The organism is Thermococcus peptonophilus, assembly GCF_001592435.1.
Lineage (GTDB): Archaea > Methanobacteriota_B > Thermococci > Thermococcales > Thermococcaceae > Thermococcus > Thermococcus peptonophilus.
In genome coordinates this window covers 57,652-82,809 of sequence record NZ_CP014750.1, presented here as the reverse complement: position 1 = coordinate 82,809, position 25,158 = coordinate 57,652, and the positions used below count along the sequence as shown (strand labels likewise).

At 52.8% G+C, this 25,158-nt stretch carries 29 protein-coding genes; 11 read left to right on the top strand and 18 right to left on the bottom strand.

From position 1 onward, the window contains the following. The first annotated feature begins 66 nt into the window (after window positions 1–66). The gene (locus tag A0127_RS00410; protein ID WP_062386421.1) at window positions 67–489 is read left to right on the top strand and encodes a hypothetical protein; all 423 of its coding nucleotides are present in this window, start codon (window positions 67–69) and stop codon (window positions 487–489) included. Here A0127_RS00410 and A0127_RS00405 read toward each other — a convergent pair. The 6 genes from A0127_RS00405 to minD form a co-directional block, all read right to left on the bottom strand. Beyond that, window positions 483–1,622, bottom strand: coding sequence for a hypothetical protein (locus A0127_RS00405; protein WP_231855771.1), 1,140 nt, complete (start codon window positions 1,620–1,622; stop codon window positions 483–485). The genes A0127_RS00410 and A0127_RS00405 overlap by 7 nt on opposite strands. Window positions 1,623–1,733: 111 nt before the next feature. Continuing rightward, window positions 1,734–2,753 (bottom strand): L-threonylcarbamoyladenylate synthase, encoded by a 1,020-nt coding sequence (locus A0127_RS00400; RefSeq protein ID WP_062386415.1) that lies wholly within the window; start codon window positions 2,751–2,753, stop codon window positions 1,734–1,736. A gap of 95 nt (window positions 2,754–2,848) precedes the next feature. Continuing rightward, window positions 2,849–3,883, bottom strand: coding sequence for a glycosyltransferase family 4 protein (locus A0127_RS00395; RefSeq protein WP_062386411.1), 1,035 nt, complete (start codon window positions 3,881–3,883; stop codon window positions 2,849–2,851). A gap of 21 nt (window positions 3,884–3,904) precedes the next feature. Further along, window positions 3,905–5,356 carry an asparagine synthase (glutamine-hydrolyzing) gene (gene asnB, locus A0127_RS00390; RefSeq protein WP_062386407.1) on the bottom strand — a complete coding sequence of 484 codons (1,452 nt, stop codon included), beginning with the start codon at window positions 5,354–5,356 and terminating at the stop codon, window positions 3,905–3,907. 99 nt (window positions 5,357–5,455) lie between these two features. Continuing rightward, on the bottom strand, window positions 5,456–6,199 hold the full coding sequence (locus tag A0127_RS00385) for an ATP/GTP-binding protein (RefSeq protein ID WP_062386404.1): 744 nt from the start codon (window positions 6,197–6,199) through the stop codon (window positions 5,456–5,458). Beyond that, window positions 6,196–6,933 carry a cell division ATPase MinD gene (gene minD, locus A0127_RS00380; protein ID WP_062386401.1) on the bottom strand — a complete coding sequence of 246 codons (738 nt, stop codon included), beginning with the start codon at window positions 6,931–6,933 and terminating at the stop codon, window positions 6,196–6,198. The genes A0127_RS00385 and minD overlap by 4 nt, the downstream gene beginning before the upstream one ends. A 97-nt stretch (window positions 6,934–7,030) precedes the next feature. Between minD and A0127_RS00375 the strand changes: the two genes are divergently transcribed. The 3 genes from A0127_RS00375 (at window position 7,031) to A0127_RS00365 (ending at window position 9,922) form a co-directional block, all read left to right on the top strand. Further along, entirely contained in the window at window positions 7,031–8,839 is a 1,809-nt protein-coding gene (locus A0127_RS00375; protein ID WP_062386398.1) for a PINc/VapC family ATPase, read from the top strand. Window positions 8,840–8,888: 49 nt separating this feature from the next. Then, on the top strand, window positions 8,889–9,254 hold the full coding sequence (locus A0127_RS00370; RefSeq protein WP_062386396.1) for a hypothetical protein: 366 nt from the start codon (window positions 8,889–8,891) through the stop codon (window positions 9,252–9,254). 101 nt (window positions 9,255–9,355) lie between these two features. Next, window positions 9,356–9,922 (top strand): Maf-like protein, encoded by a 567-nt coding sequence (locus A0127_RS00365; RefSeq protein WP_062386393.1) that lies wholly within the window; start codon window positions 9,356–9,358, stop codon window positions 9,920–9,922. Window positions 9,923–10,500: 578 nt separating this feature from the next. Here A0127_RS00365 and A0127_RS00360 read toward each other — a convergent pair. The 4 genes from A0127_RS00360 to A0127_RS00345 all read right to left on the bottom strand — a co-directional run bounded on the left by A0127_RS00360 (window position 10,501) and on the right by A0127_RS00345 (window position 14,367). After that, window positions 10,501–11,742, bottom strand: coding sequence for a sugar phosphate nucleotidyltransferase (locus A0127_RS00360; protein ID WP_062386390.1), 1,242 nt, complete (start codon window positions 11,740–11,742; stop codon window positions 10,501–10,503). 88 nt (window positions 11,743–11,830) lie between these two features. Continuing rightward, window positions 11,831–12,097 carry a winged helix-turn-helix transcriptional regulator gene (locus tag A0127_RS00355; RefSeq protein WP_054841503.1) on the bottom strand — a complete coding sequence of 89 codons (267 nt, stop codon included), beginning with the start codon at window positions 12,095–12,097 and terminating at the stop codon, window positions 11,831–11,833. A 34-nt stretch (window positions 12,098–12,131) separates the two neighbouring features. Further along, window positions 12,132–14,120, bottom strand: a complete 1,989-nt coding sequence (gene feoB / locus A0127_RS00350; protein WP_062386379.1) for a ferrous iron transport protein B — start codon at window positions 14,118–14,120, stop codon at window positions 12,132–12,134. 19 nt (window positions 14,121–14,139) lie between these two features. Beyond that, window positions 14,140–14,367: a FeoA family protein gene (locus A0127_RS00345; protein WP_062386374.1), complete on the bottom strand. Its 228-nt coding sequence runs from the start codon at window positions 14,365–14,367 to the stop codon at window positions 14,140–14,142. Window positions 14,368–14,618: 251 nt separating this feature from the next. Here A0127_RS00345 and A0127_RS00340 point away from each other — a divergent pair, with 251 nt between their 5' ends. The 3 genes from A0127_RS00340 to A0127_RS00330 are packed head-to-tail and all read left to right on the top strand — an operon-like array spanning window position 14,619 to window position 16,810. Then, on the top strand, window positions 14,619–14,984 hold the full coding sequence (locus A0127_RS00340; RefSeq protein ID WP_062386371.1) for a DUF4870 domain-containing protein: 366 nt from the start codon (window positions 14,619–14,621) through the stop codon (window positions 14,982–14,984). 31 nt (window positions 14,985–15,015) lie between these two features. Continuing rightward, on the top strand, window positions 15,016–15,834 hold the full coding sequence (locus tag A0127_RS00335; protein ID WP_062386368.1) for a DUF7411 family protein: 819 nt from the start codon (window positions 15,016–15,018) through the stop codon (window positions 15,832–15,834). Next, entirely contained in the window at window positions 15,806–16,810 is a 1,005-nt protein-coding gene (locus A0127_RS00330; RefSeq protein WP_394347085.1) for an AIR synthase family protein, read from the top strand. The genes A0127_RS00335 and A0127_RS00330 overlap by 29 nt, the downstream gene beginning before the upstream one ends. A 1-nt stretch (window position 16,811) precedes the next feature. On the opposite strand, the gene A0127_RS00325 is transcribed toward A0127_RS00330, so the two are convergent. The 4 genes from A0127_RS00325 to pepQ all read right to left on the bottom strand — a co-directional run bounded on the left by A0127_RS00325 (window position 16,812) and on the right by pepQ (window position 19,469). Next, a complete protein-coding gene (locus tag A0127_RS00325; RefSeq protein WP_062386362.1) occupies window positions 16,812–17,885 on the bottom strand; it encodes an mRNA surveillance protein pelota in 1,074 nt (357 codons plus the stop codon). A gap of 11 nt (window positions 17,886–17,896) precedes the next feature. Beyond that, window positions 17,897–18,157 (bottom strand): type II toxin-antitoxin system RelE family toxin, encoded by a 261-nt coding sequence (locus A0127_RS00320; RefSeq protein WP_054841506.1) that lies wholly within the window; start codon window positions 18,155–18,157, stop codon window positions 17,897–17,899. Beyond that, window positions 18,147–18,344 (bottom strand): hypothetical protein, encoded by a 198-nt coding sequence (locus tag A0127_RS00315; protein WP_054841507.1) that lies wholly within the window; start codon window positions 18,342–18,344, stop codon window positions 18,147–18,149. The genes A0127_RS00320 and A0127_RS00315 overlap by 11 nt, the downstream gene beginning before the upstream one ends. 78 nt (window positions 18,345–18,422) lie before the next feature. Further along, window positions 18,423–19,469, bottom strand: coding sequence for a Xaa-Pro dipeptidase PepQ (gene pepQ, locus A0127_RS00310; protein ID WP_062386360.1), 1,047 nt, complete (start codon window positions 19,467–19,469; stop codon window positions 18,423–18,425). 91 nt (window positions 19,470–19,560) lie between these two features. On the opposite strand from pepQ, the gene A0127_RS00305 reads away from it, so the two are divergent. The 4 genes from A0127_RS00305 to A0127_RS00290 all read left to right on the top strand — a co-directional run bounded on the left by A0127_RS00305 (window position 19,561) and on the right by A0127_RS00290 (window position 22,817). Then, a complete protein-coding gene (locus A0127_RS00305; protein WP_062386357.1) occupies window positions 19,561–20,214 on the top strand; it encodes an HAD family hydrolase in 654 nt (217 codons plus the stop codon). A 79-nt stretch (window positions 20,215–20,293) separates the two neighbouring features. Beyond that, a complete protein-coding gene (locus A0127_RS00300) occupies window positions 20,294–20,554 on the top strand; it encodes a 50S ribosomal protein L35ae (RefSeq protein ID WP_062386354.1) in 261 nt (86 codons plus the stop codon). 45 nt (window positions 20,555–20,599) lie between these two features. Continuing rightward, window positions 20,600–21,739: a tRNA (guanine(10)-N(2))-dimethyltransferase gene (locus A0127_RS00295; RefSeq protein WP_062386351.1), complete on the top strand. Its 1,140-nt coding sequence runs from the start codon at window positions 20,600–20,602 to the stop codon at window positions 21,737–21,739. Beyond that, window positions 21,723–22,817 (top strand): VIT1/CCC1 transporter family protein, encoded by a 1,095-nt coding sequence (locus A0127_RS00290; RefSeq protein WP_062386348.1) that lies wholly within the window; start codon window positions 21,723–21,725, stop codon window positions 22,815–22,817. Before A0127_RS00295 ends, A0127_RS00290 begins: the two co-directional genes overlap by 17 nt. Here A0127_RS00290 and A0127_RS00285 read toward each other — a convergent pair. The 4 genes from A0127_RS00285 to A0127_RS00270 form a co-directional block, all read right to left on the bottom strand. Next, window positions 22,814–23,221 carry a type II toxin-antitoxin system VapC family toxin gene (locus A0127_RS00285; RefSeq protein ID WP_231855770.1) on the bottom strand — a complete coding sequence of 136 codons (408 nt, stop codon included), beginning with the start codon at window positions 23,219–23,221 and terminating at the stop codon, window positions 22,814–22,816. The genes A0127_RS00290 and A0127_RS00285 overlap by 4 nt on opposite strands. Then, complete coding sequence (gene vapB, locus A0127_RS00280; protein ID WP_054841510.1) at window positions 23,202–23,423, bottom strand: type II toxin-antitoxin system VapB family antitoxin; 222 nt, start codon at window positions 23,421–23,423, stop codon at window positions 23,202–23,204. The genes A0127_RS00285 and vapB overlap by 20 nt, the downstream gene beginning before the upstream one ends. A gap of 72 nt (window positions 23,424–23,495) precedes the next feature. Further along, complete coding sequence (locus tag A0127_RS00275; RefSeq protein WP_062386345.1) at window positions 23,496–24,863, bottom strand: MATE family efflux transporter; 1,368 nt, start codon at window positions 24,861–24,863, stop codon at window positions 23,496–23,498. Between the two features lie 98 nt (window positions 24,864–24,961). Beyond that, complete coding sequence (locus A0127_RS00270) at window positions 24,962–25,153, bottom strand: 50S ribosomal protein L37e (protein ID WP_011249926.1); 192 nt, start codon at window positions 25,151–25,153, stop codon at window positions 24,962–24,964. Window positions 25,154–25,158: the final 5 nt, after the last annotated feature.

The window sequence follows — 25,158 nt, the reverse complement described above, 5'->3', positions numbered from 1 at the left end:
GCTTTCCTTATAAGCTAACCGATACTGTTTTATAGTACCGGATCAAGCCCACTCTGGTGAACAAAGATGCCGGTGGTCGCACACAACCTCACGAAAGTTGAGGTAGAAAAGCTCGCGGTAAGCATACCCACAGGTCAGATTCAGGTAAACTTGAGCCCAAAAATAGAGGATCTCAGGTTAGGGGAAGTAAGAACTCCAACTGGAAAGATAAACGGTGTTGAAGTGGTGTTCAGCTTTGAAGTGACTTATCAGCCCGAGATTGCGAGGGCTGTCATCAAGGGGATGTTAATGTACCTTCCCCCGAAGAAGGAAATGATTGATGAAATCCTGAACCTCTGGGAAGAGGAGAAAAAGGTAAACTCGGTGCTCTTTGTGGAAGTTACCAACTTCCTCACCAGCGAACTTTCGCCGCTCCTGATGATCATTTCCAAGGAGATGAGGCTCCCGTACCACATTCCGCTTCCGAGGGCACAGCTGAGGACTCAGTAATATCCCTCTGCCTCTAAAATCTTTTTGTTCAGCTCTTCAAGCTGCGAGTTCTTTTCAAGAATCTTGACCAGGAGCTCATAAGCCTGGGCCAGTCTTTTTCTGGACACGTAAAACTCCGCAATCTCGATGATGTCTAGAAGGTCGTAGAGCCTCTGATTGGCAATATAGGTCTTTAGCAGGGCCAGCCGTATCCTGATTTTCTGTTCAATGTTCGAACTGATGTTGAGGGCCTCTTTGTAGTTTTTAATTGCTTCATTGAACTTGTTTATTCCAATCAGGGCCTCAGCAAGCTCAATGAGCTTTTCCTGCGTCATTTTATCGTCTCCTGCGGCGCGATAGGAACTCGCTATCTGGTAGAGCATCCTAACGGCGTTTATCCCAACGAGCTTTGCCCTGCCCGTGTTCTCGCAGAGCATATAAGCATACTGGGCCTTAACAAGGTTCGTCGCAGTCCCGTCAAGATTACCCTCGGAGTACGAAAGCTTGCTGGCCTTTTCATAGTTCTTAGCGGCCGTTTCCATAATCTCAAGATAGTGAGAGTCGTGGCCAAATATGGCCCTGACATACTTAGCGAGCACATAAAACGCATCCGCAGCGGCTGAGAGGTCTCTATTTTCAACGAGATTCTCAGTGATTTCACCATAAATGTCGAGGAGTTTCCCAGCAACACGCTTTATGTCAGTCTCGCTTCCGACTATCTTGTAGTAGTGAAAAGCCGACTCATAGACCCTGGCTGCTATTTTAACGTCTCCAGAACTTTCAAACGAACTTCCCAGCTCCTCGTAGATGTTCCCAAACCTCGCACCGTACTTGGTCATGAACTTCGAGTCCCCTGTGATCGCAAATACCTCAAGAACGTTCAGGGTGTACTGGTCGAGAGTATCCAAGTCAACATCGGGCTTTGATATCTCCTCTTCAACAAGGTTTATGTAAAGGGATGCCGCCTTAAGCAGGTACGGCCTAGCTTTCTCGGGGGAAGCCTTTCTGGCGAGATATCTCCCGATGTACCTGAAAAGCCTCGCAGCGTCCTCGTAGTCCTTTCTCTCCTCATACCTCCGGGCAGCTCTGAGTATTAGCTTCAATCCCTCTTTAACCCTGCCGCTATCAACGTATTTAAACCCAATTTCCTCCATCTCTTCCGGGGAAGCACCTTCGGGTAAATCCAACTCTCTCACCCCAGATCGTTACATTGGTGACCATGCAGGTACTAAGGAAATGTCCATGGACTAATATTTAAGCGTTGCCTATGCTTTAACTATGTTGTAGCCGGCCGCTTTTCTCAGACGGTTCATCACCGCGAGCCCTACTCCCTTCTCCTCAATTCCCTCGGCTATTATCATGTCCACACCACGCTTGTCAAGCTCCCTGAGGGCCTTGAAGAGATTCCTGGCGACTTCTTCAGGGGTTTGCCCAAGGAAGTAGAACTCGTCAGCCTCCACTTCAAAAGTTGCCATCACACCAACGCGGTAGCCCTTTTTCCTGTACTCATATACCAGCTCACGGATTTTTCTTCTCCTGTTCTCTGGAGTTCCTTCAACAACCACCACACTCGCGTTTGGGGCATAGTGCTTGTACTTCATCCCCGGGGCCTTTGCGAGGTCTGCGTTCTTGCCCTTAACGGCGGGGTGTACCTTCACAGGCCCGATAACTTTCTCTATTTCCTCCAGAGGGATACCACCAGGCCTCAGGAGAAATGGGGGCTCTTCGGTGAGGTCAATGACCGCCGATTCAACACCGATCCACGTCTCTCCGCCGTCTATTATTCCCTCGATTTTTCCGTAGAAGTCGTCAATTACGTGCTCAGCCGAAGTTGGGCTGGGCTTTCCGCTTATGTTGGCCGAGGGAGCTGCCAGTGGAGTGCTTGCCCTTATGAGGGCAAGTGCTATCGGGTGGGCGGGCATCCTGACGGCGACAGTGTCGAGGCCGCCGGTTGTGACCAACGGTACTTCGTCGCGCTTTGGGAGGACGAGCGTGAGCGGTCCCGGCCAGAACCTCTCCGCGAGGATCTTTGCCTTCTCGGGAACCTCCCTGGCCACTTTCCCCAGGTCATCGAGGCTGGCTATGTGAATTATCAGAGGGTTATCCGCGGGTCTTCCTTTGGCCTCGAATATCCTCCTGACGGCCCTCTCGTTCAGGGCATCAGCGCCAAGACCGTAAACGGTCTCGGTCGGAAACGCCACGAGCTTCCCCTCAAGGATGAGCCTCGAGGCAACCTTTATCTTTCTCTCGTCCAGACCGTCTCGCATGTTGATAACTATCGTCACGTCCCTCACCTCGCCGGTGTTTGAGAAAACCGACAGTCATGACCGATAATTCTGAACGCCCTCTCGACTTCCGGTGAGAAAAGCTGGTTAAAAAGCTATCCCACGAGGGACGAGTACACCCGTTCAACTTCTTCTGCAACTTTTTCCCAGGAGTACTTCCCGGCAACGCGTTTTCCCGTTGAACCCATTTTTCTGGCTGTCTTCGGACTTTCCAGGAGTGCCCTAACTGCCTCCACGAGTTCATCAAAGCTGGTGAACGTTAGACCGTTCTTCCCATCCCTGATAAGCTCTGGAATTGCACTGACCCTCCTTCCAACCGCAGGGACTCCAAGAGAGTTTGCTTCGAGAACGACAAGACCGAATCCCTCTCTTTTGGAGGGCAGGATCAGTAGAAGGCTCTTGCTTAAAATCCCCCCAACATCCGTGCGGTAGCCGAGGAAGCGGACGTTCGGCGGAGCTTCTGCCTCAAGCTTTTTCCTGAGGGGGCCGTCACCCACAACTAGGAATTCAGTGTGGGAAAAGAACCTAGCGAGCTCTACAAACGTTTCCGGGGACTTATAGTCCCGGAGGGCGCCGATGAAAGTCACGTACTCTCTCTTCTCCATTTCAGGCTCATCAAACTCGGGAACCCCATTAGGAATTACTCTGACGTTTTTAGCCCCTAGAGCCCTTGCGAGCCTCGCCAAGTGGTGGCTGACAGCTATAACAGCGTCCGCCTTTCTCAGGCTTTTTGTGACGTAGAACCTGCCTAGAGGAGATTTGGGAGTGTTCTCAAGGTCGCTTCCGTGAGCTGTAACCACGAGGGGCAGGCCCGTCTTCTCCTTGGCCAGTGCACCGGAGAAGGATGTTGTTCCAGCAAAGTGGCAATGTACAACATCAAAATCGAACTCTCGGTGGAGCTGAGCTACCTTCCTCGCGCCCGCAAAGGCGAAAGTACTTCCCCTCAGGCCGTACACCGGCGGAACCCTGAGCTGATGGACAAACTCCCTCTCGAACTCCCTCACCTTGACGGGACCATAAGTGAGCACGCGAACTTCGTGGCGCTTTCTAAGTTCCCTAACAAGGTTGTCGAGATGCCTTGCAACACCTCCGCCGTGGGGAGGGTAGTGCCCTACCATTAGGATTCTCATGAGGGAAAGTTAAAGGTGAAGTTAAAAAGCGTTTGGGAACGTCTCCCTGAAGAGCCTCTCCGCGAACTCTCTGAGCGTTAGACCCTCTTCTCTGGCTATCTTCTCAAGGAGCTTCTGCGCCCTGCTGCCGTATTGGGCGGCCTTCTTCTCCCTCCCAGCTATCCACTCCGGAATTCCGAGCCTCAGGGCGAGCTTTCTGAGGATGACTTTCCGGGTTCCGTCCGCTATCTTCGCTTCGAGCGGCAGTTTAAGGGCAAAGCTCACAACCGGAAGGGCTAGGAAGGGATACCTTCCCTCAACTCCGTTCAGCATTGCTATCTTGTCGTCCCTTGCAAGGTTCCTCTCGGAGATGAGGGCTAACTCTTCCTCCATAAGCTCGGGCCTCTCAAGGTACTTCGCGTAGCCTCCGAAGAGCTCGTCCGCACCCTGCCCGCTGAGGAGAACGCGCGTACCGTCTGAAGAAGCTAGGGCTGATGCAAAGTAGAGCGGCAGTCCTATGGCGAGGTTCATCGGGTTGGGCTCTTCGATGGCATAAATTACCCTTTTTACGGCATCTCTGACGTCTTCGATGTCGAACGTTATTTCCCTCAGCTTCCAGCCAAAGTGGTCGGCCACTTTCCTTGCCCACTCTGTATCGGGGCTGTCCTCCGTTCCAGCAGTATACAGGACTACATCAGAGTATTGCGACGCTAAATAGGCAACCAGAGTGCTGTCCAGACCGCCGGAGAACAGAACTCCAGTTTTTCCGCTGACCCTGTTCCTCACAGCATATCTGAGGAGTTTTTCAACACCTCCGACGGGGTCTTTCCTTTCGCATTTTGCCTTGGATTTTAGATTCTCAAGGGAGAACAGCCTGGCCCGCCTCACCCCGTTCTTCTCAAGAACGACGAGCTCTCCCGGCTGGACGGGTTCAACTTCCTTCTCACCCACCGCCCAGAGGACTTTCTTCTCGCTTGCAAACAGGCCGTTACGTGAGAAGTAGAGCGGCCTGATTCCCATTGGATCCCTAAACAGGTAGATGCGCTCTCCGTCGGAGAATGCAACGGCATAGTCCCCCTCAAGCATCCAGAAGAGTCTTTTAACTATCTCGGGATAGCTCAGGTGTTCTTCCCCCAAAAACTCGATGAGCCTGAGTATAACCTCGCTGTCAACGTCGCTCTCAAACGAAACCCTTCTCCCTTCCAGATATTCTCTCAGTGCCGCGTGGTTGTATATCTCACCGTTGTGGACAAGGGCGAGATCATTTATGAATGGCTGGGTGAAGTTCTTTGAACCAGTCATGGCCAGCCTGCACTGGAGGAGGCCGATCCTCCCATCCGGAATCTCGCTCAGCTTTGAAAAGTCATCAGATTTGAGGACTCCCCCTTCGGTCCAGACTCCAAAGCTGTCAGGGCCCCTGTGCTTTCCGGCTATCGCCATCGTGATGAGCTTTTCCTTGAGGTTTCTGCCTATTCCCCCGGCGATGAGGCACATGAGCATCACCCTGGGCATTTAAAAGCCAGAAGAGATAAGCCTTCTCCCTTCCCACGTGGAAAAGTGTTCCAGCTTGTTTCTTCCCTTTTGAACAGCTGTTCAGGTCAGGTCGCCACAGGTGCAGTAGTGCTCATAGGCCACGGTTTCGAGGTCCTCGAAGCCCTCACCCGTCTTCGCCGAGAGGTAGAGAACCCTCGTGGGTGGTGCAAGCTCCGGGAGTGCTGAGCACAGCTTGTATGCCAGAAGCCCCTGAGTGGATGGTTCAAGCTTCAGCCTCGCCGTGAGGTAGTCTATGTCATCGAGGTACTTCCGTATTCCCCCGAGGTCTTTGACGGTGTCCACCTTGTTCAGGGCAGGTACTGTCGTTATTCCCAGCCTGAGGTCTATCATGAGGCCGAAGAACACCGCAAAGCAGAAGTCGGAGGGCTTCCTAAGCACTTCCGGTGAGAAGAGATAAACCCCGAGGGCATCTGGAAAGGCCTCCATCAGCTCGACCCCGAACTCGTGGAAGAGAAAAGTTTCCATCTGGCCGGGGGTGTCTATCAGGACGTAGTCGGACTCCTTTTCAAGTTCTCTGATCTTCTCAGCGTATTCCCCCGTGTATTCCGCCAAGATGTCGTAGCTCTTCACTATAGCCCCGTTCGGCCCGAGGCCTTCATCCATAAGGCTCCACGCCGTTACCTTCTCCCTGACGTCAAGGTTGGGAGTGTACGGCAGTCGCTTTACTCCAGTGTCCAGATTAACATAAGCTACTCTGTACCCGTTTTCGGATAGGTATTTCCCAAACTCTGCGGTTAAGGTCGTCTTTCCGCTCCCGGCGGTACCTATGAACGCCAGTATCATCCCATCACCCTTGCCTTGAAGCCCGCTATCCTGCTCACTTCCTCGGCCAGCTTCATAAACGCCCTAGCACCCTCTGAATCAGGAGCGTATTCAACAACCGGAACTCCCTCAAGCGTCGCCTCTCTGACCTTCGGGTCTTCGGGGATAACCACCAGCAAGGGAACTTCCATGACCTCCTCAGCTGCGTCGGGCGGTATATCGTTCTCGCTCCTTCCGTAGCGGTTGAGGACGAAGCCGAGAACAGCCAGCCCGGCCTTTCTGAGAACTATGCTCACCTTCATCGTGTCGGTTATGCACGATATCTCAGGGTTCGTGACCAGGATTACCTCCTCGCCGCTCATCATGGCGTTCATCGCGTCCATCTGCAGGCCCGCAGGGCAGTCAATCAGCACGAAGTCGTACTCCGATTTCAGCGGCTTTATCGTTGAGGGGAGCCTCCTCGGGTCTGCCTTAAGGACGTGCTCCCAGTCAACCGCCGCTGGAACCAGGTCAACGTTCTCATAGCTTGTTGAGTAGATAGCGTCTTTGATGTCAGCTTCCCCCGCAAGAACGTCGTGTATCGTGGTTTCGGCGTCGTCTATCCCCATGACAAGGCTGAGGTTTGCCATGGTAAGGTCGGCATCAATAGCGAGGACTTTGTAGCCCATCCCCCCGAGGGCCACTGAAAGGTTGGCCGTAGTGGTTGTTTTTCCAGTTCCACCCTTGCCGCTGGCTATCGAGATTAGATGACCCATGAGCGTCACCCCTATGTTTTCGCTTCCTTTCCCTTATGAACTTTAGGGCACGCTAACCTTTATGAAGCCTACGCTTCACTCTGGGTAGGTGAGAAAGATGAGGGTGCTGGTTCCGGATACGAGTGTTATAGTTGACGGCAGGCTCACGCAGTTCCTGTCAACCCTCGGCGAGAAGGTCAAGGTCGTTGTCCCCGAGGCAGTCGTTGCCGAGATAGAGCACCAGGCCAACGAGGGGAAGGCAATAGGCCACGTTGGTCTAGAGGAGTTAAAGAAGCTCCGCGAGATGGCCGACAGGGGCGAGATTCTCCTCGAGTTCTACGGCGAGAGGCCCGACCTCTGGCAGATAAGACGTGCTAGGGCCGGCGAGATTGACAACATGGTCAGAGAGGTAGCTCAGACCCTCAGCGCGACCCTCATAACTGGCGACCAGGTTCAGAGGGACATAGCGATAGCCAAGGGCATAGACGTGATATACCTGACCACCAAGAAGGAAGTAAGACACCGCCTCGAGGACTTCTTCGACGAAACGACGATGAGCGTCCACCTAAAGGCAGGAATAAGACCGCTCGCGAAGAAGGGAAGGCCCGGCGAGTGGAGGCTTGTTCCGATCAGGGATGAACCGCTCACCGATGTGGAGCTTGAGGAGATAGCAGATGACATCGTCGAGAGGGCAAGGCGCGACCCGGAGAGCTTCATAGAGCTTGACGAGCCGGGAGCAACTGTGGTTCAGCTCAGGAACTACCGTATCGTCATAGCTAAACCTCCGTTCTCGGACAGGATAGAGATAACCGCGGTCAGACCTATAACCAAGCTCTCAATAGAGGACTACGAGCTGAGCGAGAAGCTTTTGGAAAGGCTCAGGGACAAGGCCGCTGGAATACTCATAGCCGGTGCCCCCGGTGAGGGTAAGACGACCTTCGCCCAGGCTCTAGCTGAGTGGTACGCGAGTATGGGTAGGATAGTCAAGACTATGGAGAAGCCCAGAGACCTTCAGGTCAGCGAAGAGATAACGCAGTACACAGCCTTGAAGGGGAGCATGGAGCTTACCGGGGACATACTTCTCCTCGTGAGGCCGGACTACACGATATTCGACGAGATGAGGAAGACCAGCGACTTCAAGATATACTCCGACCTCAGGCTGGCTGGGGTTGGGATGATAGGCGTCGTCCATGCGACGAAGCCGATAGACGCCATCCAGCGCTTCATCGGAAGGGTCGAGCTTGGAATGATACCGCAGATAGTAGATACGGTGATCTTCATCAAGGCCGGAAGGGTCGCCAAGGTCCTGACCCTTGAGTATCTCGTTAAAGTGCCGAGTGGAATGAAGGAAGAAGACCTCGCGAGGCCGGTTATAGAGGTTCGCGACTTCGAGACGGGCGAGCTTGAGTACGAGATCTACACCTACGGCGAGGAGGTAAGCGTAGTTCCCGTCAAGAAAGAGGAGAAAGCCCCCGCGCTCAAGCTGGCAGAGAAGAGGCTCAAGCAGGAGATAAAGAAGTTCCTGCCCGATGTCAACGCCGAGGTCGAGATAGTCAGCCCCCACAAGGCGGTGATCTACGCCGACGAGTTCGACATCCCTTCGATAATTGGCAAGAAGGGCAAAAGGATAACCGAACTTGAGAAGAGGATAGGCATAAGCATCGACGTCAAGAGCTTCGCCGAGAGGGAAGAGCTCAAGCCAAAGGAGAAGATCCCCGTTGAAGTCGAGGAGAAAAAGAAGACAATTGTCCTCAGGGTATCGCCGGAGTACGCCAAAAAGCCGCTCAAGTTCTACGGCGGCGAGCAGTACGTCTTCACGGCCACTCCGAGCAGGAAAGGCCTCGTCAAGGTCAGCAAGAGCACACCGATAGGCAAGGAGCTGAAGAGGCTCCTCGATGCGGGGATACCGATATGGGCGAGCACCTGAGAAGGGCAGGCTTTTAAACTCTCCTCTTCTATTTTCCCCGGTGGTGAAGATGAAGTACCAGATAGTCGTGACCCCCGAGACCTTCCACCGCTTTGACAAGCACAACCTCGAGCACATATGCCCTCCCATCGTTATAGAAGCGAGGAGCTACGATGTGGCTGTGGAGGTAGCAAACGGCATTCACAAGGTAGTTCTTGCGAGGTTCAAGGCGAGCGTTGAAGAGTCTCAGGGCGAGGAATGTGAGGTTCTCTACCGGAAATACGCGGTTGAAAAGGACGGAAGAAAGGGCATCCTCCACGTCAGGCTGAGGGACATTGAAAAATGCCCGCCGATAAACGGAAACAGCTGTTCAATCCTCGAGTTCGACAGAGACATCGAGTGCATAATCAAGGAGATAGAGGAGTGCCTCGCTTAGGCTCGGTTGCGAGGGTACTCATCACGGGTCAGCTAGCGAAATTGTCGTCATCGCCCGGAGACCTTAGGGCGGTTTCCTTTTAACTCTTGGGGGGTGAAGGCTTGCTAGTTCTAGCCTCAGCATCGCCGAGGAGGAGGGAGATACTTTCGAGGTTCATAAGAGAGTTCCAGATAGTTCCGAGCAATGCCAGCGAGGAGTGTTCCATAGCCGACCTGAGAGAGCACGCCCTTGAGCTCGCGAGGAGAAAGGCGAGGGAAGTTTACGAGAGGCTTGGCAAGAAGGCGACTGTGATAGGGGCCGATACCGTCGTCAGCATAGACGGGAAAATACTCGGCAAGCCGGGGAGTGAGGAAGAAGCCTATCAGATGTTAAAAACCCTAAGCGGGAGGGTTCACCTGGTGACGACGGGCTACTGCATCATCCACCGCGGAGAGGAGCACTGCGGTGCCGTCGTCACGGAAGTGAAGTTCAGGGAGCTGGACGATGACCTTATATGGGCTTACATCAGGACTGGGGAGCCAATGGACAAGGCCGGAGCCTACGGGATACAGGGGAAGGGTGGACTATTCGTCGAGTGGATGCGGGGGGACTACTACAACGTCGTGGGTTTTCCCATCGAGATAATCTGGAAGCTCAGGGAGCTGGGTTTTGACGTTCTATCACGCTGAAAGGGCTTTGATTTGTGTAGGGCTTCTTTTCCTGATTTTGTTTTGGAATTAAACCCTTAATGGGTGTCTGGAAGTCTTTAGCAACATTTAGTTATTATTAAACAAAGGGTTACGTATTCCCCTAATTCTTGTAACGAAATTTTTTCGGAATTCTGAATGGGGGGCATTTCAAGGCTCTTTTAGTACCTGTTCTCAATTAAATATGATATTTTTGGAAAAAACTGCTTGAAAACTGGCCAAGTTCTTCTTAAGACCCTAAAAACGCTCGGGAAATCTTCTGAACATTGTTGTGTATCAAGCTGATGGGAAAAGCACGACCCTGCTTTGGCCCGAAAGTGCCGTTAAAATTCCCGAATCTGAGGCCTAGAGAATCTTTTCAGAGTGCCCCTTGCGGAAAAGCTTATAAGATTCGAGCGTTCTTAGTAGTTTGTAAGGCAAAAGAAGGAAAAACCGCCCTGTTGCAATAAGACTCTAGGAGAATTGAAAGAGGTGGAGGTAGATTAAGCCCGCCCTACTAAAGTTCGTTGCAATAAGACTCTAGGAGAATCAAAAACCTAAAAACGGGAGAAAGGAAGGCATCAGAACAGCCACTGATTCTCGATACACTCGTCACACGGCGGCTTCTCGCCTGCGATGGCCTTGAACTTCTTGTAGATACACTCCGGAAGGCCTAGCGGACAGCGGTCGGGATACTGACCCGGCCTGACCTTCGTCGGATCGAGCTTGATCTTTATGTAAGCCTCGTACTCCTCGACCTTCTTCCACGGGAGTATCTTAGCTCCGTAGATGACCAGATCGTCAGCTATCTTTGCGTAGTCGCCGACGACGGCGTTCTCCTTGATGATTACGTTCTTACCAACGACGACGCCCTCGCCGAGGATGGTGTCCTTCAGCTCGGCACGCTCTTTGATAATGTCGCTGCCAATAAGTATCGAGCGCTTAAAGTAGGCCTTGTCCTCCACGATTGTATTCGGGCCGATGTATGTGTAGGCCTTTATCTTGACACCGTGGCCGATCTTCGCTCCCTCGTCGATGTAAACCGGGCCCTGAATTTCAACGTCCTCTGGGACTTCAGCACCTTCCCTGATGGTAATGTAGCCATTGTCCCTCGCTATCTCGTCCATGGCTATCTGGTGGGCGTAGAAGAGGTCGTCAGGTGTTCCAAGGTCAACCCAGTATGCATCCCTGGGCATCCTGTATGCGTAAACCTCGCCCCTGGCCACGAACTTGGGAAGGACTTCCCTCTCGAAGTAGACCTCCTTGCCCTTCGGGATCTCCTCAAGGACTTTCTTGTTCACGACGTAGATTCCAGCGTCCACGAGGTTCGTCTTCGGCCTGTGGGGCTTCTCCTCGAAGTGAACAACTTTTCCGTTCTCGTCAGTCTCGACGACACCAAAGCGCTCCGGGTCGTAGACCTTGGTTACCGCGACCGTTATCAGCCCGTCGTTGTTCTTGTGGGCCTCTATCAGCTCCCTGAAGTTGAAGTTGGTGAACACGTCACCATAGATAACCAGGAAATCGTCGCTAACGTATTCCTCCACGTTCTTGAGCGCTCCCCCGGTCTCAAGGGGCATCGGGTCGTTTACGAAGCGGATACCCTTTGGATAATCGGCCATCTTCTCGTCTATGAACTCTCTGATCTCGCCGCGCATGTAGTGGACTGAGAGAATGACCTCATCGATCTCGGGTATCTTCTCAATGTTCTCGAGGAGGTACTGGAGGTTCGGCTTTCCGAGGACTGGAACCATCGGCTTCGGCCTCGTTGAAGAAATCGGCCTGAGGCGGGTTCCAAAACCACCCGCAAGAATAACTGCCTTCATGAGCATCACCAGTATAAACTTCACAGGGAGGCTTATATATTTTACGGCCGTAAAATATATCCCTCGCAGTGAACAATAGCCTGCAGGCCTACTTCTCCAGAGAGAAGGCCTTCTCGGTCAGTTTGAACGCTCTAGCTCCGGTGGGTCTCAAACACGAACCGTAGCAGACCTTCTTCAAAGGACAGGTCTCGCAAGCCTTTGAGCCGAACTCCACTTTCTCAACGTACCCGAGACTCTCAAGGATCTTTATGATGTCCTCCACCTCGTTAACGGAGATTCCGAGCTTCTCAGCGATTTCACGCTCGTTCGTGACACCAGCTTTTATCAGCTCCAGAACGTCTTCAAGCTTTCCCATGTGATCACCTCACGTTTAGAGGGGTAAAAGAAAGTCAGGAGAGGCCCAGAGCAATGCCCGCATGCCATATTAGAATGCCCACGATGGAAGCCACCGCTATCATGTAAATCGTGGTGAATAGCGCCCACTTCCAGTTGCTCTCGGCCCTTATGGCGCCGATGGTTGCTATGCACGGGATGTAGAGGGTCGTGACGACGGCGAGAACGTAGGCCTGGAGTGCCGTCATCGCGATTTTTATTGCCTCCGTAGTTCCATATATGACGCCGTAGGTTGAGATAACGTTTTCCTTGGCTATGATTCCAAAGAGCAGGCTCACTGCTGCCTTCCAGTCAAGGCCCATCAGCCTCATGTAGGGCTCAAAGAAGTGGCCAAGCCTCTCCGCGTAGCTCTTTCCGCTTCCTATGGGAACTGGGTAGTTGCTGAGATACCAGATGAGTATTGCACCAAGGAGTATCACCGTTCCGGCTTTCTTCACGAACTCCTTGCTCCTCTCCCAGGAGTGAATTATCACCGTCTTCCAGCTCGGGATGAGGTACTCGGGGAGCTCAATGACGAAAGGACTTTCCTCGCCCTTAACCACGAAGTGACTGACGAGCCAGGCCGAAAGCAGAGCAACAGCTATCGCTATCAGATAGACGCTCAAGGCCACGAGCGCGTGGTTGGAACTGAAGAAAGTCCCGGCTAGGAAGCTTATCACGCTCAGGCGGGCAGAACAGGGGATGAACGGGTTCACGAACATTGCAACCAGCCTGTCCCTTTCATCCTCAAGCGTCCTAGTTGACATCACCGCCGGGACATTGCAGCCGAGGCCGAGGATCAGCGGTATCACGGCCTTTCCAGGGAGGCCGAACTTCCTCATGATGCCCTCCATCAGCACCGCTACCCTGGCCATGTAGCCAACGTCTTCTAGTATAGATAGGGCAAAGAACAGGAGGAAAACCAGCGGGAAGAAGCTGAGCACCGACCCCACGCCACCGATTATGCCGTCAACTACCAGGCCCCTGAGAGTCTCGTTTGCTATGTGGGGGGCAAGCCACTGTCCGAAGGAGTCAAAAAGGTCGCCTAACCACTCCTGGAGGGGTAAACCAAGGGCAAAGACGAACTTAAAGACCCCGTAGAAGACTATGGCAAGTGCTATGAAGCCGTAAACGGGGTGTATTAAGATTTTGTCAAGCTGGTCTGTCAGGCTTTCTCCGCCTCCACCGGTGGCAGTATAGCTCATGAACTCGTGGGTGAGCCTGTCTATGAACTCGTACTTCTGACTGGCTATGATTAAATCCATCGCCCTGCCGTAGCGCGCCTCCGCCTCACCTATGTGGGTCATTATCTCCTTCAGATTCTCCTCACCAATGTGCCTGAGGACGAGCTTCATGACCTCGTCATCACGCTGGAGAAGCTTTATGGCGAGCCAGCGAAGAGGATAGCGCTTTTCAAGCTCAGTATCCTTGAGACAGCCGATTATGTGCTCTATCTCTCGCTCCACCTCTGGATCGTACCTTGGAACAACTGGATTCGTTTTTATCGTCCCGTTGGCCATCTCGTATATCTCCTCCTTCAGCTCCTTGACACCTATGCCTTCCTTGGCGCTCATCGCTACGACCGGAACTCCGAGCGCCTTTGACATCTTCACCGGGTCTATCCGTATCCCTTTTTTCTCGGCCAGGTCGATCTTATTGAGGGCTATGATAACGTTCTTAAGACCCATCTCAAATATCTCCATTGTGAGGAGGAGGTTCCTTAGGGGGGCGGTCGCATCAACAACGTTCACGACAACGTCGGGGTTCCCGTTAAGGAGAAAGTTCCTCGCAACAAGTTCGTCAATAGAATGGGCCGTTAGGGAATACGTACCAGGCAAGTCAACCACTAGAAACTTTTCACCTTTATACTCGAAAACACCCTCCTTTTTCTCGACCGTAACGCCGGGCCAGTTGCCGACGTGCTGTCTCATCCCAGTCAGGTCGTTAAAAATCGTTGTTTTGCCAACGTTTGGATTACCTGCGAGAGCGACAACCTTCATTGCCATTTTAACCACCCGAGAAAACCTAAAGCTTCCTTACAAGGATTCTCGAGGCCATACCCCATCCTACGGCAAACCGAGTTCCGCTAATATTGACAATAACTGGACCCGGGTTGTAAGCTTCGATGACCTGGACTATTGCACCGGGCGTTATTCCCATTCCAAGTAGTCTGTTCCGAAACCCCGGACCGCCTTGGATGTTAACGACGATCCCCCTCTCCCCCGGCTTTAGCGAACTCAATGGAACGATCATGAGCATCACCGTTAGGTTTTCCTAATCCCAATTCAAGTCTCTCGATGTCCTTAAAAGCCTTTGGTGAGCCTAACAAAACTCAGCGGTTCGAAGAGGAGAGTGGAGAAGTTCAAAAAGTGCACTAGCTATACTATGCACTGCAGATAAAAAGGGCTCTACTCATGAAAAATGAAAAATCCAAAGTCTTATGTAGTCTGAAGTTGTAACCATTCTGCAATCAATCCACATAAGGTGGGAAGGAGGTATTAGCTATGGAAGAAGCACCAACTGAGGCATCACTAAAGAGGACTTCTCTCGGCCTTGATGAGAACGTCGAGGGACTGCTTGCATACCTGTTGTGGTGGGTTAGCGGGATAATACTCCTGCTCCTTGAGAAGGAAAGCGATCTCGTCCGTTTCCATGCTATGCAGTCAACGATAATCTTTCTTCCGCTGTGGATTGCCATCAAGATCTTCTCGTACATACCACTCCTCGGCTGGATTATCGCGGATCTCCTCGGTTTAATAGGCCTTATTGTCTGGATTGTCGGCATGGTCAAGGCCTACCAGGGGGAGCGCTACAAGTTCCCAATCGCGGGAGACCTGGCAGAACAGTGGCTCGGCAAGGTGGAGGTCTGAAGATTTTTAACGCCCTTTTCAAACTTTCTTTATGCTCGCGGAAGTCATAGAAGACACAAGAAGATTTGCCGAAAAAAGGGGTCTTTTCGAAAAACAGATTCTTATGCTGTTCTCTGGGGGAAAAGACAGTTCTCTAGCCCTCCACATCCTAAAAGAAGCGGGCCTCGAAGTCTCGGCTCTCACCTTCTTCCACCGCTGGAGCTGGAAAGAAACCCTAAGATGGGCGATGAAATTCACCAAGAAGCTCGGCGTCGAGCACTACCTCGTGGACGTAACAGAGGGCCTCCTCCGCGAGGCTGCCGGCAGAAAAGGGCCGGTCTGCATCAACTGCAAGAAGGTGATGCTCTGGAATGCCAAGTGGTTCGCCCTCAACAACGGCTTCGACGTTTTAGCCAAAGGCGATAATGCGAACGACAAGATAATCGGCGCCCTCCTCGACCAGTGCGAGGGGGACATCCAGCTCTGCGAGATCCCGAGAATTGGTATCCCGTTCTTCCGCCCTCTGATAAAGTATCCCGCCGACGTCGTTGAGAGACTCGCAGAAGAAGCAGGGATAAGGCCCTACCGCATGTATGAGCACGCGAGGCGGAGACAGTGGAGAGAGGGCTGTCCGCTCCAGTACATAGACAAGGAACAAATAGTAACTCCCCAACTCATGGATTTAGCCTACAAGGTGAACTATGAAGTGAGCAAGGTAGCGAGGAGGAGAAAGGTCAGGGTGAGCGTTCGCGTCCCGAGCTTCGAGATAATGTGCTGGGACTGCGACGAGGAGACGCTGGAGGAGGTCAGGTCGATAATCAGGCGCTTTGGAGGGAACGTTGGTGCTCCCGCTAGGAAAGCTGAGAAATGATCTCCTTCGCGAGGTCGTCTTTCCCAATCTTGGAGTGGAAGATAGTAAGGTAATCCACGGGCCGAGAGAGGGATTTGACTCGGCTGTTCTTGAATACAACGATGACCACTACCTCGTGGTCGCCACCGACCCCATACTCGGCGTTCCAGAGGAGACCTTCGGCTTTTTCGCCTACCACTTTGCTTCAAGTGATGTGGCGGTTTTCGGGGCAAGGCCGAGGTGGCTCGTCGTTGACCTCCTCTTCCCCGAAGGGACTTCGAGGGAATTCCTTGAGGCAACGATGAAAGACCTAAACGCGGAATGCCATAAGTACGGCTCGACAATAATCGGCGGCCACACCGGTGTTTATCCGAGCATCTCCGAGCCAACGGCGACAACGACGGCGATGGGGATAGTTAGGAAAAGCCAGCTGAAACTTCCCCTCGCCAAGCCCGGGGACAGAATAGTAGTAACCGCCAAGGTCGGCCTCGAATTTGCGGTTTCGGCGGCCTATTTCAGGGCTGATGAACTCTCAAAAGTTCTTAGTAAGAAAGAGCTCATGAGGCTCAAGCGCTCCTTCTATTTCGAAACTGTTGTTCCTGACGCACTAATCGCTAAACCCTTCGTGAGGGGCATGCACGACGCAACGGAGGGCGGTTTAACGGCCCTCCACGAGATAGCGGACAACTCTGGAGTTGGCTTCAGAGTCCACCCGGAAAAGCTCCACATTGACCCGCTCGTGAAGAAGGTGCTGGAGTTCTATGACCTTGAACCCTGGAGCGTCTCCTCAACGGGGACGCTGATAGCCATAACGCCTCCAGAAAAAGTTAATTCCCTAATTACAGAATTACTTAAAAATGGAATTCTAGCATTTGAGCTGGGCGAGTTCACGGAAGAGAAGGACAGGGTTCTGGTTGAAGGAAACGAAGAAAGACCGTTCCCAGAGTTTACAGAAGATCCCTACACCATGCTATACAAGAGAAGGGGGAGAAATTGAGCTACTTCACCCTGAACCTCAGCAGTGCCGCAAGCCCACCCAAGGCCTTCAGCTTTTCTCCCCCTTCGTGCTCCGAGCTGACCACAACTACCTCTCCGCGGGAGTACCTCACAGCGTCCATCAGCTCCTCGACCTTCTCTCTGAGTTCGCCCTTGAGGAGCTCGTCGAGGACCAACAGGGTCTCAACCGCGCCGTAGTTCACCGCTTCTTCGACTTCCTTAAGACCGTAGGCAACCAGCCCGTTGTTCCTGGCAATATTTTCAAGGACTTTCTCAACCAGCTGGACTTCCTTCGCCACGCGGTTTTCCTGATAGACCCTATCAACGACCCCGCGCTTTATGACCTCATAGATGCCCGTCCTTCCCGTGACGCTGGTGTCCTCTATAACGACCTTCTTAGCCAGCTCAGGGTACTTTTCCTTCAGGAACTTGTAGAAGTCCTCTTTCACAAAGCCCGGGCCTGCAACGATGGCCTTCTCGACGTTCTCTCGCTTCATCACTTCTTCCATCGTCTTCGCCACATCGTGGAAGAACTTCATCTCCTCGCTCTCTCTATCTGTGTTGTATCTCTTCCCGCCGAGGTTGTGGTGTATGCTGTTGAGTATCTCAACCCCGTACTCTCTCACGAGCGCCATATCGGCCTCGCCATCGTCAATAACCACTATCATTACGCGCGCCCTCTTTGAGGCCTTAACGGCCTCCCTGAGCCTCTCAATGTGGTGCTCCTTCCACCGCGGCTTCTGGATTGTCACGACGGTTCCCTGCTCTATCGCTATCGTGTGGTACTTGCCGAGCGGAACGTCCTCCCTGCTGGCGTAGACTATAGGGCCAGTAACGCGCACCTGGTTGGCGAACTTGTGGAAGTTTATCTTCTCCGCTTTAACGCCTAGGAAAACTGGGATAACCTCAACCTTCTCTGCCCTTAATGAATCAGCCCTCTGGGCCTGCTTCCTGAGGGTTTTGGCGTAGACGATGTCGCCGGGGTCTATTATGTGGTAGAGGTGCCAGAGGTCGTCAAGGGTTTCCGCCTTCACCTTGACCTTGCCTTCCTTGGGCTTCTCTTCGAGTATCTGCATTTTATCACCTCTCAAAGGTTGTCATAGACTCCTTCGCGCTTTCCTAAACGTACAACGTAAACGATCTTGGCCTCGTCGTCCACGGTGTATATTATCCTCCAGTCTCCAACGCGGACACGATAGAAAGGATGGCCTCTAAGCTTCTTGTATTGCATTGCCCAGGGATTCTCCTTCAGTTTAAAAAGAGCACTAACAATTCGCTTTCTATCTTCAGGAGGAGCTTTTTTTAGTGCTTTTTCACTTTTTCCACTCAGGATTAGTTCATAGCTCATTGAGGACGTCCTCCAGCCTCCTGCCGTGCTTCTTTGCGTCTTTAAGCTCTCTGTAAAGTTCTTCTATCTCTTTCTCATCAAGATCAAAGTAACCTGTGAAGTTATCGATTTTTGAGTTCAGGATCTTTAGCTCCTCCTTTATCTCCTTCAGTTCGCGAAGGATGAGCTTTTCAACACCTGCCTCCATAGGCTTTCCCCCGCTTCATAAAGAGAAAATCTGGTTAATAAACTTTCGCGAGGAGAAATGAGAAAATAGAAAGAACGCTCAGATCAGCTCCCTCTCCGTCTTCGTGAGCCTCTCGGCGCCGTTTTCGGTTATGACTATCGTGTCCTCTATCCTTACCCCACCGAACTTTGGGATGTAGATGCCAGGCTCGATGGTTATCACCATCCCCGGCTTGAGAACGGTCTCGTCGTTCTGGTTTATCCCGGGCCACTCGTGTATCTCAAGGCCGACACCGTGACCAGTCGAGTGGATGAAGTAGTCTCCATAGCCGTATTCCGCTATTACGTCCCTGACTATTGTGTCAAGCTCTTTGGCGGTTATCCCTGGCCTTGCCTCTTCGACGCCCTTCTTCTGTGCCTCAAGGACAATCTCGTAGATTTCCCTCTGCTTCTCGTTTGGCGAGCCGGCTACGACGGTCCTCGTTATGTCGGAGTGGTAGTGGTTGAAGAGTGCCCCCTCGTCGATGACAACGAGCTCTCCCCTCTCAATTCTCTTGTCGCTCGCTATTCCGTGCGGAAGTGCCGAGCGCCAGCCGCTTGCTATTATCGTGTCGAATGCCGTCTTTTCAGCCCCCTCCATCTTCATAACGTACTCCATCTTGGCCGCGACTTCCCTCTCCCTGACCCCCTCACGCACCTCTTCTATGGCGACGAGCATGGCCTTGTCCGCTATCTGACAGGCCCGCTTTATGACCTCGATCTCCTCGGGCGTCTTAACCATTCTCAGCTCCTTGATGACATCGTCAACGACGGCAAACTCCTCAACGCCAACCTTCTCCTTAAGGCTCTGGACGCTGGAGTAGCTCGTCCTTCCCTCGATGCCGAGCCTCTTGAGATTGAAGGCCTTCAATTTCTCGTACAGGTCAGCCCCTTTCTTGAAATACTCAACTGGGACTCTCGAGTTCTCCTTGGCCTCTTCATACTCGAGCTGTGGGACGAGGAAGAGCTCCTCATCGGGAGTAACCAAGAGGTAGCCCCCCAGAACCGGGGCGGAACCGGTGAAGTAGAAGAGGTTAGGCTTGTACGTTATCAGAATTCCATCAAGTTCTTTCTCGGCTATAAACTCCTTCAGCCTCTCGATCCGCATTCTGACCACCAGTGATGACTCTCTCAGGAGAGATAAAACAGTTTCGGAAGGAATATAAACTCCAGTGTTTACTGTCAGCTAGGTGTCAGGAGTGGTCGTCTATCTCTTTGATTTCGATGGAACCCTTGTGGACAGCACCGGCGCCGTCGAGAAGGCCCTGCGGATAGCCATCGAGAAGACAATCCCTGCGGTGATAGAGAGCGACCTCTACGACGAGTACTATAAGGCGCTGTTCCTCTTTATAAAGGGCAAACTAACATACCAGCATCTCGGAGTCATCCACGAGCTCGTCGCTCAAGGTACAATACACGAGTACTACCGTCAAATGCCCAAGTACATCAAAGACTTTCCACACGCGAGGAGAGTCATCAGAACTCTAAGAAAGCGCGGGAGAACGGTTATCAGCTTCTCCGGCGAGCACACCTATCCAGGCGGCAAGGTAATATTCCTCAAGAGGACAAAGTGGTACGACGAGTTCGACGAGGTGATCACCTTTAAGAGCACCAAGGATATGCTCACGAAGTTTGAGACCCTTAGGGAACTTTATCCGGACGAACCATTTGTTTGGATCGACGACAGCCCCAGCAGGTTCACGTACATCCTCGATGAAAACACCCTGCTCGTCCAAAAGGCATCGCCCCATAAGAGCGACGTTGCCCTGCTCTTCGAGAGGCAGAATTTCCTGAAAATAAAGTCACTGAGAGAGGTGCTCGACATAGATGAGGGCCTCTCGGAGTTTCTGTGAGACTCGAAATTTTTAAAAACTGCCCGCTTAACCTATGAACGGCACCACACCTTAGCCAAGGGCTAAGGGGGTGGTGGTCGTGAGGAAGGCCGTCGTTCTGTCCTACGCTGGGTCCCACGAGCACAGGGATCCAAACAGAGTGATTCTCAAGCCGCTCGACGTCAACGACAGGGGCAACGCGGCGAGGCTCATCGGCAGGAGGGTTGTCTGGAGGACTCCAACTGGGAGGAAGCTCATCGGAAAGATCGTCAGGACTCACGGTACCCGCGGCGAGGTTAAGGCAGTCTTCAAGCCCGGCCTTCCGGGTCAGGCCCTTGGCGACTACGTTGAAATCCTCTGACGCAACTCCTTTAAGGCCCCTACCTTTTCTTTATCCGGTGAGAGAATGAAGCTTGTGGAGGTAAAGGAAGGTCTCGCGAGGATCCTCGTACCAAAGGCAGAGAGAATATACGATGCCCCCGTCTTTTACAATCCCATAATGTCCCTGAACAGAGATATAAGCGTTCTCGCGGTTAAGGTTCTTGGGCCGAAGGGGGTTCTAGATGCACTCTCCGCAACGGGAATCAGGGGCATACGCTACGCCCTTGAAACTCCCGCTGAGGAAGTATGGTTGAACGACATCAATGAGGAAGCCTACGGGCTTATGAAGAAGAACGTGGGCCTTAACATCGGGGGGGAGCTCTACGAAGAGGGTGACAGGTCGTACCTCTGGGGAGAGAAGATCGTCGTCATAAACAGGGGCGACGCCAACAGGCTGATGGCCGAGAACTTCAGGTACTTTGACTTCCTTGACCTCGATCCCTTTGGCTCGCCAGTAGAGTTCCTCGACACCGCCCTCAGGAGCGTAAGGCGGAACGGCGTTCTGGCGGTAACTGCTACAGACACCGGCGTCCTGTGCGGCGCCTACAGGAACGCCTGCTTGAGGAAATACCTCGCGGAACCGATAAGGGGTCCCCTCTGCCACGAGGCGGGGCTCAGGATACTCATTGGAACCATCGTTAGGTACGCGGCCAAGTATGACTTGGGTGTTGGAGTCCTGTTGGCTTATCATCGAGACCACTATTTCCGGGTCTTTTTAAGACTGGAGAGCGGAGCGAAGAAGGCGGACAGAAGCGTTTCCCAGCTCGGCTACCTATGGGCCGACAAAAGTGGAAGGTTCGAGTACAGAAGAGGTTTTTTACCAGACAAACCAGGGGCGAGCGGCCCGCTCTGGCTCGGCCCATTGAAGGACGAAAGTTTCGTCGAGAAACTTATTGAATCTGCCAAAGACCACCCGCTCGCCCACAAGAAGACGCTGCCGTTCATCCAGCTCATCTCAGAAGAGCTCGACGTTCCCTTCCACTACGACACGCACACCCTAGCTAGAGCCTGCTCCCTGACTCCACCGAAGCTTGATGTCATAATCCAGCGCCTTAAAGATCTTGGATATAGTGCCACGAAGACCCACTTTTCCCCAACCTCTGTGAAAACTGACGCTCCCTTCAGAGTGGTTGCGGAGGTGATGAAGAATGTCCAGGCTGATTGAGCTCGCTGAGAAATTCTACAGGGACGAGTACACGGATTCAGTCCTCTACTCCAGGCTGGCTAAGGCGGAAAAGGACGAGAGAATCAAAGCAGAGTTCCAGAGGCTGGCCCAGATAGAGTCTGATCATGCTAGTTTTTGGTACGAGTTTCTCAAGAGACGGGGTATAAAACCGGAGAAGCCGAAGATAGGGCGCTTCCACTTCACATCGGTTTTCGTCCTCAGGAGAGTACTCGGTGCGGGGGCTGTGGCCTCTCTTCTCGAAATGGGCGAGAGGGACGCGGTAAAGAAGTACTACAGGTTTCTGACCGAGTACTCCTCAGAGATGAGCGAAGATGAAAGGGAGAAACTTAAGAGTGTCATCCTCGACGAGCTTGAGCACGAGAAGTTCTTCAGGGAAGAGGAGAAAACATTCCACACCGAGAACATCCGCGACCTGGTTTTGGGCATGAACGACGGCCTCGTCGAGATTCTCGGTGCAGTTACGGGCCTTTCGGCTGTCTATCCCAACAGGCCAGAACTCGTCGGCATAAGCGGCCTAATCGTCGGTGTCGCTGGCTCGCTCTCGATGGGGATAGGGGCGTTCATCTCAGTCCGTTCCCAGAGACAGGTCAACGAGGCTCTCAGGGAGAAGATGGAAGTCCTCTTCAGGGTCTCCCCAGAGAGGGCCAGGGAAGAGATAATGGAAAGGTTAATTGAAGGGGGCCTACCGAAGGAGATCGCGGAAAAAACCGCCGAAGAACTCGCCCAGAAGGGGGATGCGGTGATAAGTCTTCTTATCGGGGAGAACAATGAGAACGAAGTCCGGTCGGCCCTTTATACGGGTCTCTCCTATCTGCTCGGAGTGGCGTTTCCAGTAACACCCTACTTCCTGGCGTCGAGTTCCTTAACGGCCCTCCCGTTCTCAATCCTGCTCGCTGGTACAGTCCTTGGCCTCGTCGGCACGATGGTGGCACTACTATCGGGAATCTCCATCAGGAAGAAGGCCCTGGAGATGGTATCAACAGGCCTCGGGGCGGCGTTCCTAAGTTACCTCTTCGGAAGGCTGATGGAGGCAGTCTTTCACGTCTCGGCCCTTTAGAGGTAGGTGACCTCAACGCCGAGCTTTTCCGCCGTTTTCCCCTGTTTTTCATCGCTTGTAGCGAGCTTTCCATACTTTAGGGCCTGGGCTATGTAGAGGGCGTCGTAGACCGTTATCCTTTCCTCACACGCTATCTCCCGCGCTTGGGACAGGTATTCAAAAGGATTTTCGAGAAATAAAACACTTCTCATAAGGTCTAAGGCCTGGCTTCTTCTTTCAAACTCTTCTCGGTCTATGCGAGAGTACAACACGCAGTGCTTCCACAGGGCGTTTGACACTTCAACTAACGCATATTCCAGGGACGCAAGGTCGTTTCCCCTTATGAACTCCTCGATTCTCTCCCATCCAGGTTCTAAAAGGATGTACCTGGCAAGAGACGATGCGTCAATTACTATCACGGTCATCCCTCACGTACTTTCTTGCAGCCCCTTCATCCGCAGGAGTTCCACCAGAGAGGAGCCTGTGGATTTCGTCAAGTTTTTTCTGTTTTTCTGCCCTACGAACCCTCTCTTCAATGAACTTCCGTATCTCCTCGCTCCAGTTGATGTCAAGCTCCCTCATCTTCGCCTTGAGCTCGTCGGGAATACGCACACTTATAACCGCCATACGATCACCGTTTACACTTTTGTAATACAGTAATATAAACATTTTGGAGAAGAGCCAGAAAAGGAAAACTGCTCAGACCTTAACGTACTTCCACCTGCCTTTCTTGAATATCCACCAGTACATAACAGCGCTCGTGAACGTCTCAAGGGTCATCGCGAGCCAGGCCGCTATGACGCCCATCCCCTCTATCACGAAAGGCCCTACCGCAAGCCCAAACCCGAAGACGTAGGAAGGAACTATCCTGAAGAGGAGCTTGCTTATGGCTGTCACGTACATCGGGCTCTTCGTATCGCCGGCTCCCCTCAAAGCTCCGCTCAGGACGAAGACCCATCCGAGGGGGACTTCGCTCACCCCAACGATAAGGAGGTAAATGCTCGCCAGGTGGAGCACCTCATGGTAGTGCGGGTCGCTTGAAGACAGGAAGGGCATGACGAGGTAGCGCGGGAACGCTATGAGGATGACTGCCATCACGCCCATGAAGACGCTCACCATCTTCAGGGCCTCGTAAACAGTCCTTTCAGCCTCTTCTGGCTTTCCAGCACCGAGGTTCTGACCAACGAGGGCAGAGGAAGCGACGTTGAATCCAAAGGCGGGCATGTAGGCTATGCTCTCGACCCTGAGACCTATCTGGTGGGCAGCTAACGCCACATCCCCAAAGCGGGTGACTATGCTCATATAGAGGAAGTTGTAGAAGCTGAAGAGGCCGCGCTCCACCAATGTGGGGACGCCTATTCTGAGTATTCTGACGACCATCTCCGGATGGAAGCTCCAGCTTGGCCTGAACTTGAGGACGAGCTTTCCAGCCAGGAGAAGGTACAGGCCAATCAGAGATGAAGACGTGATCCCAATCCCCGAGGCCCAAGCAGCTCCCACGGCACCCATCCGCGGAAAGCCGAGCTTACCATAGATCAGGAGATAGTCAAAAGTGGCATTGACGACGTTCATGAAGATACCGAGCTTCATGGGAGTCTTCGTATCCCCCGCTCCCCTTAGAGCCGAAAAGAGCGTAAAACCGACGAACCTGATTGGATAGAACAAGAACACGACCTTAAGATAAGCGTAGGCCGTTCTGAGGAGTTCTCCCTTGGCACCCATAATCCAGAGAACTTCATCTCCGAAAAACCAACCGAAGAGCATAACTGGGATTCCGAGGAGGAAAGCAAGGTAGAGGCTCTGCTCTAGAACGAGTTCTGCCTGAGGATAATCCTTGGCACCAACAAAGCGGGCTATCAAGGCGAGAGTCCCAACAGAAACTGCCATCATTATGGGGAACATGAACCAGCTTACCTGTCCGCCGAGGCCGACGGCCGCTATCGCCAGTGCACTGACGTGACCGACCATTAGAGTGTCCACTAGGTTGAGCAGCGTCTGTGAGATGTTGCCAAGTATAGCAGGCCACGCCAGTGCCCATATTTTCCTCTGGGTCTCGTTGCGGAACATTAAGATGCGCCTCTAAACGAACAGAGAAACGTTTAGTTAATAAGGGTTGCGGTAGTGTTGCAGAACTACGTAAGTAGGTCAGAGAAAAGAAAAAGAGTTCAGTAGGAGAGGTTCCTCTTCTTCCTCCACTTGTGGGACCAGCTGTACTTCCTCATTCTCCTGCTCCTCCCGAAGCCGCAGGCGGCACAGTAGCCCTTCTTGACGTTGAAGGCCCTCCTACCGCAGCGCCTGCACCTTATATGAGTTGGAGTACGGTTCCTCTTGCCCTTCGGCGCAGTTCCGGCTCCCATGCTAT